We start from the raw sequence: 15,926 nt of genomic DNA on the forward strand, positions 1-15,926 counted from the left end.
ATGGATAAAAAAGAATTAATTGCTCGCCGTGTTGCTCAGGAATTACGTAACGGGGATGTTGTTAATCTGGGGATTGGTTTACCAACTCAGGTGGTGAATTATTTGCCTGAAGGTATCAATATTACACTGCAATCAGAAAATGGCTTTCTGGGGCTGGGGCCTAAAACAGTTGATGAACCTAATATTGTTAATGCAGGCGGTCAGCCTTGCGGCATTGTTCCCGGTGCGGCGATGTTTGACAGTGCATTTTCTTTTATGCTGATTCGCGGCGGTCATGTCGATGCCTGTGTGCTTGGCGGACTGGAAGTTGACCAGCATGCCAATCTGGCTAACTGGATGGTACCGGGCAAAATGGTGCCGGGTATGGGCGGTGCTATGGATCTGGTTACAGGTGCGAAAAAGGTAATTATTGCCATGGAACACTGTACTAAAACCGGGGAACCGAAAATATTACCGGAATGCACTTTACCGCTTACTGCGAAAGGTAAAGTCAGCATGGTTATTACTGAGCTGGCTGTATTTGAATTTATAAACGGTCAAATGTATCTGATTGAAACCGCTGAGGGTGTGGATGTTGATACTGTAAAAGCGCATACCACAGCAGAGTTTATTGTTGCGGATAATCTGAAAACGATGTCCATTGCTACAGGGGCATAAGTTTTATGATTTCACGTTTATCCAGACATACGACTAATCTGGTCAGTAAATATCTGCCTGACCCGCTGATATTTGCTTTACTGCTTACTTTTATCATTTTTTTCATGGCCTGGGGATTAACTGATTCACAGCCTCTGGGTCTGATAAAAATGTGGGGGGACGGCTTCTGGAATTTGCTGGCCTTTGGTATGCAGATGGCCTTAATTGTGGTTACCGGCCATGCCTTAGCCAGCTCACCTCCGGTGAAATCTGTTCTGGTATCTATTGCCTCTCTGGCTAAAACTCCTACACAAGCAGCCATGCTGGTTACTTTTGTCGGCTGCATTGCCTGTATTTTAAACTGGGGGTTTGGTCTGGTTGTAGGTGCCATGCTGGCAAAGGAAGTGGCCAGACAGGTTAAGAATGTGGATTATGGCTTACTGATCGCCTGTGCTTATATTGCTTTTATGACATGGGGTGGCGGTTTGTCCGGATCAATGCCTTTAATGGCGGCAACTCCGGGGAATCCTGTTGCACACTTTATGATTAGTGACGCTAATCCGCAGGGTATTGTGCCGATTTCTCAGACCATGTTTTCAGCCAGTAATATTTTTATTACTTCTATGCTGATTATCTGTTTACCTCTTCTGGTGCGGTTTATGGTCAGAACTGACGGTAAAGTGAATGTGGTTAATCCTGAGCTGCTGGCTCCAGAACCTGATTTTCAGCGTAAGCTTGACCGGAAAACAGCTACCATAGCTGAAAAAATGGAAGAAAGTAAGCTGCTTTCTTTGCTAGTAGGTGCTCTGGGTATCAGTTATCTGCTGATTTACTTCTATCATAATGGTTTTAATATCACCATTAATACCGTTAACCTGATATTCCTGACTGCCGGTGTTTTGTTACACCGTACACCTATGGCGTACATGCGTGCTGTCTCCAATGCAGCCAGAAGCACAGCCGGTATTATCATTCAGTTTCCGTTTTATGCGGGTATTCAGCTGATGATGGAACATTCCGGTCTGGGTGGTCTTATCACTGAATTTTTCATCAATATTGCCAGCAAGGATACCTTCCCTATCTGGACGTTCTTCAGCTCCGGCATTATTAATTTTGCCGTACCGTCAGGTGGCGGCCACTGGGTTATTCAAGGCCCGTTCGTGATTCCTGCCGCACAGGCTCTGGGTGCTGATTTAGGTAAATCTACGATGGCAATTGCCTACGGCGAACAATGGATGAATATGCTGCAACCATTCTGGGCATTACCTGCACTGGCTATTGCCGGTCTCGGGGTGCGTGACATTATGGGATATTGTATGACAGCGCTGATATTCACTACGCCGATATTCCTGATTGGTCTGTACTTTTTCTAGTTAAAAAAGGGAGTTTATTATGACAAAAACCGTAATCGTCAGTGCTGCACGCACCGCCATCGGCAGTTTTAATGGTTCACTTGCCTCTGTCAGTGCCATTAATTTGGGGAAAGTTGTTATTGACGAAGCTTTAAAACGTGCTGCACTGGATGCCGGTGCGGTAAATGAAGTGATTATGGGTAATGTGCTTCAGGCCGGACTGGGACAGAATCCTGCCCGGCAGGCTGCACTGAATGCAGGTATTCCCAGCAGCGTACCGGCTTTTACTGTAAATAAGGTATGCGGCAGCGGACTTAAATCAATCGTACTGGCCACACAAAGTATTTTAACCGGTGACAATGATATTGTTGTCGCCGGCGGTATGGAAAATATGTCTCAGGCACCCTATCTGCTTGGCAGTAAAGCCCGCTGGGGACTGAAAATGGGTAATACCGAACTGTACGATACCATGGTGAATGATGGATTAACCTGTGCTACCAATCATTACCATATGGGAATTACCGCAGAAAATATTGCTGAACAGTATTCTATCAGCCGTGAGGAACAGGACGAACTGGCACTGCGTTCTCAAAAGCTGGCTACGGAAGCTAATAACAAAGGTGACTTTGAAGCAGAAATTGTTCCGGTCACCATCAGCTCACGCAAGGGCGATATTATCTTCAAACAGGATGAATATCCCAAAGCAGACAGCACTGCGGAAGGTCTGGCAAAACTCAGACCGGCGTTTAAAAAAGACGGTACAGTAACTGCGGGTAATTCTTCCGGTATTAATGACGGTGCTGCTGCTCTTGTGCTGATGTCAGAAACCAGAGCAAAAGAATTAGGCTTAAAACCACTGGCATATATTCGCAGCTATGCTTCTGGCGGCGTAGATCCGAGCATAATGGGAATGGGTCCGGTACCGGCAACCCGGCTGGCTTTACAAAAAGCAGCACTGCAGCTGTCTGATATCGATTTAATCGAAGCAAATGAAGCTTTTGCTGCCCAATTCCTCGGTGTCGGACGCGAGCTGAATTTTGACATGGATAAAACCAATATTCATGGTGGTGCCATTGCCCTGGGTCATCCTATTGGTGCCAGCGGTGCGCGTATTCTGGTTACCCTGCTTTATTCCATGCTTCATCGTGATAAACAGCTGGGACTGGCAACATTATGCATTGGCGGCGGACAAGGTACGGCTGTTATTCTGGAACGCTGTTAATGATAATCCGGTCAAACTAAGAGTTATGTCTGGTTAACAGACATATGATTAGGTTAATCAGTCAGGTGGTAATGAATTTATCCGATATCGCCTGACTTGTTAATTTGCATAATTCATCTGATAATTTAAAATTAATTCAGATAAATATTTTGGCTGTGTACCAGCCGGATATTAAAAATATTTTATTGATAATTATGGATATTTGAGCACTTATGAACACCAGCTTCCTTCAGCGCCTATATCCGGACCGAATCAGTGCCCGTATTTTTTTACTGGTGACCTTCCTATCCTGTTTTTCAATTTTTGTCTGTGCCGTTCTAATTGATAAAGAAGGGCGCGAACTTCTCAAACAGGAAAAAAGCCATAAACTTTATGCTATTACCAAAACTCTGGATTTGCTTTTAGGTGATGCTTACCAGCAGGTGGATAAAAGCCTGCCCCGAACACAACAAATTACCCAGCTTAATCAGTATCTCTCTCCTAAAATTGAACCGCTGCTGAAAGATATGCCGAATATTGCAGCCGGTTATTATCATAAACAATTAGATGCCATTGTGTTGTATGCCCCGCAGTCAGCCTATGGTGTGAATGTTGGTAAATCTATTCCGGCTGAGCATAAAGGGCGTGAAGTTATGACCAGCGGCCGGCATATGATTGAAACCGGCCAGCAAGTCCGCGGCAATATCATGAATGCCATGATTCCCATTGTGCGCAATAATCAGATAATCGGCTATATCTGGGCTAATGAAACTTTGGATGACATTGAAAAACAGGCGTTTGTATTTGATAAAAATGTCATTATTATTAGCCTGATCTGTATGCTGAGCTGTATTTGTATTGCTTCTGTTTTATCCAAAAAACTGAATACTGATATCAATATAATCAAACAGGGGCTGGAAAAACTCCCCTTCTCGCTGGATAGTCGTCTGCCGGTTATACGCGGTGAGCTGAATGAAATTGTCAGCGGAATTAACAGTCTGGCCGAAAAGCTTAGAAAAACCAAAACCATCAACGAGCTGATTCTGGAAAACACACTGGATGCAGTTATTACTGTGGATAATAATGGCTTTATTACCATGTTAAATCCGGCTGCAGAAAAAATCACCGGCTATCAGCTGGAACAAGTCCTTGGCCGGCCATATTCAACCATAGTTGATGATAAAAATTTTCAAAGTCCTTTACTGGATACTTTATATAATGGTATCGATCATGTCGGTGTGGAAGTAGATTTCCCGGTTGCCCGGCAAATTATCCGAATCTCAGCCAGCACCAGCCATCTGAAAGATTATCAGGGCAATATTATTGGTGCCGTCGTTATTTTTAAAGATATCACCGAACGGGAAGAAGTAGAAAAGTTAATCCAGCAAACCGAACGTCTGGTGGCACTGGGCGAGCTGATGGCAGGCATTGCCCATGAAATCCGCAATCCGCTGGCTGCAGTACGCGGTTTCGTGCAATATCTGCAAAATGATTTACCTCGTGCTGAGCAAAATGAATATCTTGATATTATTCTGAAAGAAGTAGATTCGATTAATCAGGTAATTCAGCAGCTACTTGATTTCTCAGTACCCTCAAAAAATTATTATGTTTCGGTGCAATTAAACGACCTGATTAATGAAGTGCTGGTACTGGTTAATTCATCTCACCGCTCAAATAACATCGTCCTGACTCTTTCATTAGCCAGCCAGTTACCGCCATTGTATCTGGATAAAGAATTAATCAAACAGGCAATACTGAATTTATTAATCAATGCCATTCAGGCAGTCAGTGATCAGGGCAACATTGAAATCTCTACATTATTGTCTGCTAACCAAAAGTATCAATTAATCCGGATAAAGGATGATGGTGAAGGCATTAAAAGCGAAATAATGGATAAAATCTTCACGCCGTTTTTTACCACTAAAATTTCTGGTACCGGACTGGGTCTGGCCATGGTAGAGAAAATAGTTTCCTCACATAAAGGGCAAATTAGCATTAAAAATAATGAGCACAGCAATGGTGTTACGGTTGAAGTAGCACTTCCCGTTAACTGATACACTATAATCCGGAATTTATGTCAGAAAAAATCTTAATTGTCGAAGATGAATTAAATCTGCGCAAACTGTTATCTATTTTTTTATCACAGGAACATTATCAGGTTATTGCTGTTGATAATGCAGAAGACGCTATTGAAACCTTAGAACAGCAGCCGGTTGATTTAATTTTAATGGATAATCGCCTGCCTCAGATGAGCGGGCTGGAAGCACTGAAAATAATTAAACAGAACAATACGGATATATCCATCATTCTTATGACCGCCTATGCCGGTGTGGATACGGCGGTAGAAGCATTAAAACTCGGTGCAATTGATTATATTGTTAAACCCTTTGACCTGAATGAACTCAAAGCACTGATAAAACGTACCCTGGAGTTGAGCAAAGCTAAAAAAGAGGGAATGGATTTATCGCCAAAAATAGAATTATTCAGCTCGGATAATAAGGGTCATATTCTGACTAACAGCCCGAATATGATGGAACTGTGCCGCAATATTGCCAAAATTTCACAAACCAAAACCACCGTATTGATTACTGGTGAAAGCGGTACGGGTAAAGAATTAGTCGCCAAAACCATTCATTATTACAGTACCCGCTCAACCGGGCCGTTTATCAAAGTAAACTGCGGTGCATTACCGGAAACCTTGCTGGAAAGTACTTTGTTCGGACATGAAAAAGGATCATTTACCGGCGCTTATCAACGCCAGATTGGTTTATTTGAGCGTGCACACCAAGGGACACTTTTTCTGGATGAAGTAGCTGAAATGTCAACCAATCTACAGGTTAAGCTTCTGCGGGTAATCCAGGAAAGAGAATTCGAACCAATCGGTGGCAGCAGATTAATTAAAACTGATTTCAGGCTGATTGCCGCTACCAATCGCAGCCTTCAGGATATGATCAGCACTGGTGAATTCCGAGAAGATTTATTCTACAGACTGAACGTAATGGAATTAAGCTTACCACCCTTACGCGACCGAAAAAATGATGTCATGCTGCTGGCGCGCTATTTTGCCAATCAATTTTGCCATGAAAATAATAAGGAGTTACTGGATTTTTCGATTAGTGCGGTAGAAGTACTTAATCAATACCCATGGCCGGGCAATGTACGTGAATTGTCTAATGCCATCGAACATGCAGTGGTCATGTCCAACGGACTGTTTATCTATCCGCAAGATTTGCCCGCACAAATTATTGCTCATAAAAAAACACCTGATTTTCATCCTGATTTTAGTGAAGATGAACAGTTGGGTACTACCTTAAAAGAAAAAGTCAAAATTTATGAAAAAGAATTAATCATTAATGAATTGAGACTAAATAACGGACACCGGGAAAATACCGCCCGCTCACTAGGCGTCAGCAAAAGAACATTATTATATAAAATGCAGGAATACGATATTGTAGAAACCATTAATTAAATCACATTAACTCAGTTCCATGAATACCGGTTCCTGATATTCCCATATTTATTACCACGGCAAATATCAGTCTGCCATCAGACAATCAATATACAGGCGTTTACTGAACACTTTACGCGAATGCAATTAATGTAGCAATGGGAAATAGAATTTATCATAAACGGATAAAGCATGCTGCCCTACCCGCTGATCAGATTGTTATATGACTGCCGAAAACCAATTGCATTACTTCGTGCACTTTATTTGATAGTCATAATCAACAATCAAAGGCGCATGATCAGAAAATTTTTCTTCTTTATAGATCGTAGCAGTTTGTGCACAGGCAGCCAGTGCAGGTGTAGTCATCTGATAATCAATACGCCAGCCTACATCTTTGGCATAAGCCTGCCCGCGATTGCTCCACCAGGTATAACCGGGAATCTCAGGATACAGTGTACGCCAAATATCTACCCAGCCAAGCTCATTGATAATCTGACTCAGCCATTCACGCTCTTCCGGCAAAAAACCGGAATTTTTCAGATTGCCGCGCCAGTTTTTTAAATCAATATTCTGGTGCGCTATATTCCAGTCGCCACAGATTACGATATCGCGCTGTAAGGCCTGCAATTCACGCAGAACCGGTAAAAATTTATCCAGAAAACAGAATTTAGCCTGCTGCCGCTCTTCCGAACTGCTTCCGGACGGCAAATACACAGAGATAACACTGAGCTTGCCAAAATCAGCACGTACATAGCGGCCTTCATGATCAAAATCTTCCCATCCTAAGCCGATTTGTACATCATCAGGCTGCTGTTTACTGTAAATTGCCACACCACTATAGCCGCGTTTCACTGCGGTGTGCCACGCACCATACATACCTAGCGGATGCTTCATCTGCTCAGTCATATCCGCTTCCTGGGCTTTTAATTCCTGAACACACACAATATCAGCCTGTGCTTGCGCCAGATAATCAATAAAACCCTTACTGGTAGCTGAACGTATTCCGTTTACATTGGCTGAAATAATGCGCATCCGCATGTCCTTTCGATTAATGATAAAATTTACATCTTAAAATTTTTAATCTGCCATTTTACCATTAAGGATCATTATGTCTGATTTCCGTCAGGATTTTCTGCACTTCGCTCTGCAACAGCATGTTTTAAAATTTGGACAATTCACAACCAAAGCCGGCAGACAATCACCTTATTTTTTCAATGCCGGACTGTTTAACGATGGCTATAGTATTCTGCAACTGGCACGTTTTTATGCACGCTCGATTCTTGCCAGCGGTATTGAATTTGATATGCTGTTCGGACCGGCCTATAAAGGCATTATTCTGGCCGCAGCAACAGCCATGATGCTGGCGGAAGAAGGGCGTAATGTACCATATGCCTATAACCGTAAAGAAGCAAAAGACCATGGCGAAGGTGGCGTACTGGTTGGTGCACCGCTTAAAGGTCGTGTACTGATTATAGATGATGTTATTTCAGCCGGTACTTCCGTACGTGAATCGGTTGCCATCATTCAGCGTGAAGGCGCGGTTACCGCAGGTGTAGCCATTGCACTTGACCGCATGGAAAAAGGTCAGGGAAATCAATCCGCCGTTCAGGAAGTCGAACAACAGTATCAAATACCGGTAACGGCCATTGCCACATTGGAAGATTTACTACTGTTATTAGAAAATGACTCAACACTGGCTGATTATCGCCAGCCGGTAGCAGATTACCGCCGTCAATATGGCGTGTAAATTTTGTCTGGTTCTGGCAAAACAGATTGCCAGAACAGTTCAAACAACCTTATGTTTAACAAATGATTTCTTTCTAACCCTATTAAATAGATGAATAGATGAATGTTGAGCAATTACTGAATCACTATGGCTATCTGGCCATATTTATCGGCAGCATTCTTGAAGGTGAAACCATACTGACGCTAGCCGGCTTTTTCGTACACAAAGGCTATTTGTTATTTTTGCCTTCAGTTCTGTGTGCGGCAGGCGGCGGGATGCTGGGTGACCAGATATGCTTTTTGCTCGGCCGTTATTACGGTAAACACCTATTGCAGCATTTCCCTAAACTGGATCCGATGGTAGCCAAAACCGATCGTTTGCTGTGTAAGCACAGCTCTGTCATTATTATCGGGGTACGCTTCATGTATGGTTTGCGTATTGCCGGTCCAATTGCCATCGGTATGAGTAAAGTAACATTCCATCGTTTTTTGGTACTTAATGCATTGGGTGCTTTACTCTGGGCAACCATTATCGTTAGTTTTGGTTATCTGTTCGGACAATCTGCTCAATGGCTGTTTGCAGAGTTTCAACAATACACGAAACTGCTCTTTGCTGTTATTCTGATAGTAGCTGTATTTGCTTTGCTGATATACTGGTATATCAAACGACATCGTAATAAATAAAACAGAAACAAAAACGGTTTTTAAGTAAAATTATTAATTAAATAATTATGCAAATCTGATTGCAGATACAAAGTACAGATGTATTTTATTTCAATAATTAACTGGTTAGATTTACCGGATATAAAAAATAAACCCCGCTGCTGCGGAGTTTATTCTAAAATCAGCTAACAAAGCCTGATTAGAAAGTATGTTTCAGACCAACACCAAATGCAGTAGTTTTATTTTTACCTCTGCTTTCGTTCAGTTCATTGTAGCCATTACCCTCACGCAACCAGCCAGCCTGTACATTAGCAGTAGTATGTTTAGAGAAATCATAATCAGCACCTAATACGATCTGATCGTATTTGGTATTTTTCATTTTATCGCCATCCAACTTAATGTCCCAGCCATGGGCATAAGTGAATTTCGGAAAAATATTACCAAAGTGGTAACCAATAGTCAGAGCTGCTTCCTGTCCCTGATTATCCCAGGTTACATTATGATCACCAACATTCATGCTGATTAAGTTACCCTGCTCATTTACGCCTACAGGAATAGAAGCACCTTTTAAACCATTGAAATAAGAGCTGGTATTTTTGGTATATTGGTAACCTACACCTACAAACAGATTATTAGCATCATAGCCGCCTTCAACGCGATGTACCTGACCGTCTTTTAATTTAGTGTTACCGGATTCAGTAATTATAGCTGCTGAATTTTTCAGATAATCGAAGCCATATTTTGCAAAATATCCGGCATTGCGATAATTCAGACCGATACTGTATTTATCGCCGGCACCCATACCATAATCATACTCACTGTTCCGATCACCGCCATTTACATTATCACGCGGAGAGTATAATGCATTAAATTTGAAACCAGCCCATTCCGGAGAATCGTAAGCAATACCTACATAACGCTGACCGGTACGGGTAAATTTACCTAAACCCAGCACTTCATTGTTGTATTCCCATGGATCAACTGTATCCATATTGGCCTTCATCTGATTACTAATGCGACCGGCACGAACAGTACCGAATTCAGACTGAAAACCAATGAAAGAATCACGATTAGCCCAGCCATCAGCTTTACCATTACTATTACCCAGATGGATAGCAGACTCAACCTGCCAGATAGCTTTCAGACCATTACCTAAATCTTCAGAACCCTTGAAACCGATGCGTGAACCATAATCAGCTATACCATTCTGGTACGGACCACGGCTGTCACCACTGGTTTTAGTAGAAGATACTTCATAGCCTGCTTTCATTTGGCCGTATAAAACAACATCTGCCATAGCAACAACCGGCAAAGTGGTCAAAGCCAAAGCAATCAGGTTTTTTTTCATTACTGTATTCCTAGTCTCAACGTCAAAAATACAAACTTCAAAAACCAAATGAAGAGCTTTTGAAGTTTTACATCAATCGCCATTACGACGAGTGTGCGGAATATACTGGTCGGGTAATAAAAAAGCAAACCACTGATTCTAATTATTGATTCAGGTAATTTTCCTCATTAAAGAATAGGTAAAATAAATATTAGAAATGTATTTAAATGCTGATTATATTTTTAGATACTAAAATAATATTGACTAAAAAAAACAACAATTCACTTTAATAAATATTAAAAATACATTTTTTATTTTTCAGAAAAAAATTGTATAGAAAAGTCATTTACAACAACCGGAGAATTAATTTATAAATATCCTTGACCGGAACCACAATACTGATAAACCATTTTTTACTTGTATTCAGTTAAACCAGTACTGTTAAGATAAATATCAATATTCTTATATGGTTTATTTTTGAATTCTCATTGATTTCTGAACTTAATTACAAATAATTATTGAATTCAAATAATAACTTATACCAGTATATATTCATCACAATATAATAATTCAGTAATATCAATATCTATATTTTTTATAAAAATAATAATTTCTATTTAGTTTTTCTATATCAATAATTTATCAGAGTTTTTCCATACATATTTGCCTAAAAATGATTTATTCGAATATAACATTAATCATTAGGTTTCGATGTATTCGTATTGAAATTCTGAAAGGAAAACCGAGAATGAAATGTAGAAGAACCAGCTGTTAAATAATTTGGAATAGCATTTTATTTATATTATTAAAAAACTAATCCCTGACTGAAAAACAAACTAAATTGTTCTACAATCAGGGATTAGACTCAAATACTAATCAGTAAGAATTAAACACTAATTAGAATGTGTGTTTCAGGCCAACACCGAAAGCAGTAGTTTTGTCTTTACCAAGACCTTCGCCGTTACCTTCACGCAACCAGCCTGCCTGTACGTTAGCAGTGGTACGTTTAGAGAAGTCATAATCAGCACCTAACACAACCTGATCGTATTTGGTATTTTTCTCTTTGTCACCGTTAATTTTTACATCCCAGCCATGAGCATAGGAAATTTTCGGGAAAATATTACCAAAATGATAACCAACAGTCAGAGCTGCTTCCTGTCCCTGGTTGTCATCAGTTAAATTATGGTCACCAATACTACCCAGACCCTTTTCACTTAAACCTCTGTAGTATGAAGTAGTATTTTTAGTGTACTGATATCCAACACCCACAAACCAATTATTGGCATCATAACCACCTTCAACACGGTGTACCTGACCATCTTTCAGATCTGTTGTGCCATCATCATCAGTTTTAACAGCAGAATTTTTCAGGTAGTCAAAACCGTATTTAGCAAACCAGCCAGAGTTTTGGTAGTTCAAACCAAGGCTGTATTTCTCACCAGTACCGACACCGGCCAAGTATTCAGCATTACGATTATAACCGTTTACATTATCACGCGGAGAGTACAATAAGTTGAAGTTAAAGCCAGCCCATTCCGGAGAATCGTAAGCGATACCTACATAACGTGCATCAGTACGGGTGAATTTACCCAGACCCAATGCTTGATTGTTGTATTCCCATGCATCAACGATGTCCATATTAGCATTCATCTGATTGCTAATACGACCAGCGCGAACAGTACCGTATTTAGTTTCCAAACCTAAGAAAGAATCACGATTAGCCCAGCCATCAGATTGGTCATTGCTATTACCCAGATGGATAGCAGATTCAACCTGCCAGATAGCTTTCAGACCGTTACCCAGATCTTCAGAACCTTTGAAACCGATACGTGAACCGTAGTCACCAATACCATTCTGGTACGGACCACGACTGTCATGACCTGGTTTTTTAGAAGATACTTCATAGCCTGCTTTCATTTGGCCATACAAAACAACCTCAGCCATAGCGGCAACCGGCAAAGTGGTCAAAGCCAAAGCAATCAGGGTTTTTTTCATTGCTGTATTCCTTTTCTATGTCGAAAAAACAAACTTCAAAAACCTAATGAAGAGCTTTTAAAGTTTTGCATTAATCGCCGCATTAGCGATTTCATGGCTGTCAATATAATGCTTTAGTTGCAAAAAAACAAATTCATTTGCAAACACACAACACTTTTGACCAATCCTACTGCGGCAAATAATAGGTAAATAACAATATTTTCAATTATATTCAATGAATTATATACAAAATAATCCATTAAAATAAAATATTTTCAGTTTTTAAAAGTGTTGCACTTTTTCAACACAGTAACTGAATTAAATAATCAGTCTGAGCAGCTATTGTATCAGAGGTAACTTATTGTCACCTGTACAAAATACATTCCAATAACTGCTTAATTGGTTAACAGTATTGTACAAATTAATAAGTAATTTATAAATATCATTCTTTATTCAGCATGATATTTTCTCAGAAGCGCTGATGGTATTCATACAAACGAAATACTAATCATTTAGCTACCAAAAGCGCGCACATCTGTCTATGCTCTGGTTTCAACCTGCTCCAAGACTGCCTGTGTCACAGCAGCAGCATCTGCCTTGCTAAGCATAATATCTTTACGCCGCAGTTTAGGCTGCACCGGAACCGGCTCTGCATCATTACCGGTTAAAACTGCCTTATCCGCACTGGTCTCAACCAGTATCAGCCCGCCTTGTTCTGCAATACGGCACAAACTGATATCTGCATCTGTGCTGGTAATCATTATTTCAGGCTCAGTTGTAATTGCCTCTTGAGTCTGAATAATAGTTTCAGTACCAGCAATATCTGCTTTATCAACAACAGATAATTGCCGCTCAGTTTCTAACTGCGCCAGCACATGTGTAATAGCCAGCTTTGCCTGTGCGACTGCATTTTGCACGATTACATCATGAGTTTCACTCAACGTATTCGTTTGCGCTGAATAAATACTAATACGATTAATATCTTTTTCAGGATTGAGTACATGCTCAGTAGTTAGCTGTATTTGTGCAGTAATAGCGGCAATATCAATATTTCGACTTATTTTTCTGGCAGAAACAATGTAATTGCGTTTTTTCTTACCATTCTGTCGACGACTATTTTTATCATGCCGTGCTTTATGCCGTTCACTTTTCGATCCGGTATCTGTCAGAGTAATAATCAGAGGATCTCCGGCCTGAGCTTCATTTACCGGATTAATTATATTAGCCTGTTGCACAGGCATTTCATTTTTGCCTGATGTCCGCTGACGACGTCTGCGCGAGGTATTCTGCTCCTGTTTAAAAGTATTTTGTTCCTGAACTGAATCAGCTACTGTATCAGCCTGTACCGTTGCATATCTGTCAGCACGCTTTTCTTCACGCCGGTTACGATTCTCATTGGCTGACCGGTTAGTTATTGCCGGATCAGTTGATACTTTATTGTCATTGGTACTATTACCTTTGGAGGCTGAATCAGTATTTTTAGCCAGCCGGCCGGCACGTGCCTGACGGCGTTCTTGTGTCTGGGATTTCTGATTTTTTTTCTGATGCGTGGTTTTGACAGTTTTTTCTGCTACCGTACGATCTGATGCAGCAGATTCAACCGCTTTTCCACCCAGCAGATTACCCAGCCAGCCAGTCAGTTTTTTCCACATACCTGCTGATTCAGTTTTACCTGCAGCGGTCTTCTCAATAAGCGGAGCAGGTTGAGTATGATGAATTCCTTTAACAGCCGCCTCTGGCTTAACCGGTTTATTCTGACCAATAGAAAAAGGCAGTTCGCCTGTATTTTCCGGTTCCTGTACCTGATGGTAGCTGGGAACGGTATTTTCTTCGACATTATCAGTACGTACACGGGTCACGCTGTAATGCGGATTTTCCAGATGAATATTCGGAATCAGCAATACACATACATCAAGGCGTTCTTCCAGACCAAACAGTTCAGCACGTTTTTCATTCAGCAGAAAAGTAGCCACATCTACCGGTACCTGTACCCGTACTTCAGCGGTGTTATCTTTCATTGACTCTTCCTGAATGATGCGCAGGATGTGTAATGCAGTTGATTCAATACTGCGGATAAAACCAGTGCCGGCACAGCGCGGACAAATGGTATGACTACTTTCTCCCAATGATGGTTTCAGGCGTTGTCTGGATAATTCCATTAAACCAAAGCGAGACAATTTAGCCATTTGTACCCGGGCACGGTCTTTTTTCAGCGCTTCACGCAGGGTAATTTCTACATCACGCTGATTTTTACTGTTCTCCATGTCAATGAAGTCAATAACCACCAGTCCGCCCAGGTCACGCAAACGCATCTGCCGTGCAACCTCTTCAGCAGCCTCCATATTGGTTTTGAAAGCAGTATCTTCAATATCCGCACCACGGGTTGCTCTGGCAGAGTTAACATCTATGGATACCAATGCTTCGGTGTGGTCGATAACTATAGCACCACCGGATGGCAAAGCAACTTCACGCGAAAACGCAGACTCAATCTGCTGCTCTATCTGAAAACGGGAAAACAGCGGAATATGGTCGGTATAATGCCGCAACCGGTTAATATAGGCTGGCATCACATAAGACATAAACTCACGAATTTGATCATACACTTCCTGAGAGTCAATCAGAATTTCCCCGATATCCGGCTGGAAATAATCGCGAATGGCACGAATAAGTAAGGAACTTTCCATAAACAGCAGGTAAGGCTCACTATGCTGCTGTGCCGCCTGCTCAATTGCCCGCCACAACTGAATCAGATAATTAAGATCCCACTGTAATTCTTCGGTACTGCGTCCAATACCGGCTGTACGTGCAATCAGGCTCATTCCGCGCGGTGTATCAAGCTCACTCATTGCCTGCTTGAGCTCCTGCCGGTCTTCTCCTTCAATACGACGGGAAACACCGCCGCCACGCGGATTGTTCGGCATCAATACCAGATAGCGTCCGGCCAGACTGATAAAAGTGGTCAGAGCTGCGCCTTTATTACCGCGCTCATCTTTTTCCACTTGTACAATGACTTCTATACCTTCTGAAAGTACATCCTGAATCCGGACACGCCCACCTTCATAATTCTGAAAATAGCTGCGTGAGATTTCTTTAAATGGTAAGAAACCATGACGGTCTGTGCCATAGTCTACAAAACATGCTTCCAGAGAAGGTTCGATACGGGTGATGACACCTTTATAGATATTGCCTTTACGCTGTTCTTTCCCCAGCGTTTCGATGTCAAGGTCAAGCAGACTTTGCCCATCCACAATAGCCACACGCAGCTCTTCCGCCTGTGTAGCATTGAATAACATTCGTTTCATGAAAACCTCGTTGTGTGCACTGACGAGGCGTTGTAATTAGTATTTGACACCCATAGCCTTGCCCGATTAAGTCATTCGCGGCAAACTAAACAGGCTTTCATCATAAAGAAGGTGTAAAGATCATATCCGCCATTCAGCATCATAATTCCTGCTAAACAGGGTGTGTCCGGTATCCGATCAGTATGGATTGGACACTTAACTGGGGTAGCCATTCTTCTGTTATTCTGTCAGGTGCTCGGGCACATTAGCGGCTGCGTTTTCAGGTTTTGTCCTGCCTGATCACGTCTGAAGCCGTGGC

The 15,926-nt window shown here is 41.6% G+C and carries 11 protein-coding genes; 7 read left to right on the forward strand and 4 right to left on the reverse strand.

Annotated elements, in window-relative coordinates:
* The 5 genes from H3V01_RS07100 (at window position 1) to H3V01_RS07120 (ending at window position 6,658) form a co-directional block, all read left to right on the forward strand.
* The gene (locus H3V01_RS07100; RefSeq protein WP_025331311.1) at window positions 1-657 is read left to right on the forward strand and encodes a 3-oxoacid CoA-transferase subunit B; all 657 of its coding nucleotides are present in this window, start codon (window positions 1-3) and stop codon (window positions 655-657) included.
* Between the two features lie 5 nt (window positions 658-662).
* On the forward strand, window positions 663-2,009 hold the full coding sequence (locus H3V01_RS07105) for a TIGR00366 family protein (RefSeq protein ID WP_025331312.1): 1,347 nt from the start codon (window positions 663-665) through the stop codon (window positions 2,007-2,009).
* Between the two features lie 19 nt (window positions 2,010-2,028).
* A complete protein-coding gene (locus H3V01_RS07110; protein WP_198186352.1) occupies window positions 2,029-3,210 on the forward strand; it encodes an acetyl-CoA C-acetyltransferase in 1,182 nt (393 codons plus the stop codon).
* A 212-nt stretch (window positions 3,211-3,422) separates the two neighbouring features.
* Entirely contained in the window at window positions 3,423-5,243 is a 1,821-nt protein-coding gene (atoS, locus tag H3V01_RS07115) for a two-component system sensor histidine kinase AtoS (RefSeq protein WP_198186353.1), read from the forward strand.
* Window positions 5,244-5,263: 20 nt separating this feature from the next.
* A complete protein-coding gene (locus tag H3V01_RS07120) occupies window positions 5,264-6,658 on the forward strand; it encodes a sigma 54-interacting transcriptional regulator (protein ID WP_198186354.1) in 1,395 nt (464 codons plus the stop codon).
* Window positions 6,659-6,883: 225 nt separating this feature from the next.
* Here H3V01_RS07120 and H3V01_RS07125 read toward each other — a convergent pair whose 3' ends face one another.
* Window positions 6,884-7,669, reverse strand: coding sequence for an exodeoxyribonuclease III (locus H3V01_RS07125; protein WP_198186355.1), 786 nt, complete (start codon window positions 7,667-7,669; stop codon window positions 6,884-6,886).
* A gap of 76 nt (window positions 7,670-7,745) precedes the next feature.
* Between H3V01_RS07125 and pyrE the strand changes: the two genes are divergently transcribed.
* Together pyrE and H3V01_RS07135 are read left to right on the forward strand one after the other, a co-directional pair.
* Window positions 7,746-8,384 carry an orotate phosphoribosyltransferase gene (pyrE, locus tag H3V01_RS07130; RefSeq protein WP_100116478.1) on the forward strand — a complete coding sequence of 213 codons (639 nt, stop codon included), beginning with the start codon at window positions 7,746-7,748 and terminating at the stop codon, window positions 8,382-8,384.
* 98 nt (window positions 8,385-8,482) lie between these two features.
* Window positions 8,483-9,046: a DedA family protein gene (locus tag H3V01_RS07135; RefSeq protein WP_198186356.1), complete on the forward strand. Its 564-nt coding sequence runs from the start codon at window positions 8,483-8,485 to the stop codon at window positions 9,044-9,046.
* A gap of 178 nt (window positions 9,047-9,224) precedes the next feature.
* Here the strand turns inward: H3V01_RS07135 and H3V01_RS07140 are convergent, their stop codons facing one another.
* From H3V01_RS07140 to H3V01_RS07150, 3 genes are all read right to left on the reverse strand, one after another.
* Window positions 9,225-10,373, reverse strand: a complete 1,149-nt coding sequence (locus H3V01_RS07140; RefSeq protein ID WP_198186357.1) for a porin — start codon at window positions 10,371-10,373, stop codon at window positions 9,225-9,227.
* 876 nt (window positions 10,374-11,249) lie between these two features.
* Window positions 11,250-12,347 carry a porin gene (locus H3V01_RS07145; protein WP_198186358.1) on the reverse strand — a complete coding sequence of 366 codons (1,098 nt, stop codon included), beginning with the start codon at window positions 12,345-12,347 and terminating at the stop codon, window positions 11,250-11,252.
* Window positions 12,348-12,865: 518 nt separating this feature from the next.
* Window positions 12,866-15,628, reverse strand: coding sequence for an Rne/Rng family ribonuclease (locus H3V01_RS07150; protein ID WP_198186359.1), 2,763 nt, complete (start codon window positions 15,626-15,628; stop codon window positions 12,866-12,868).
* Window positions 15,629-15,926 lie beyond the last annotated feature (298 nt).

Source organism: Snodgrassella sp. M0351, from assembly GCF_016100575.1.
Classification (GTDB): domain Bacteria; phylum Pseudomonadota; class Gammaproteobacteria; order Burkholderiales; family Neisseriaceae; genus Snodgrassella; species Snodgrassella alvi.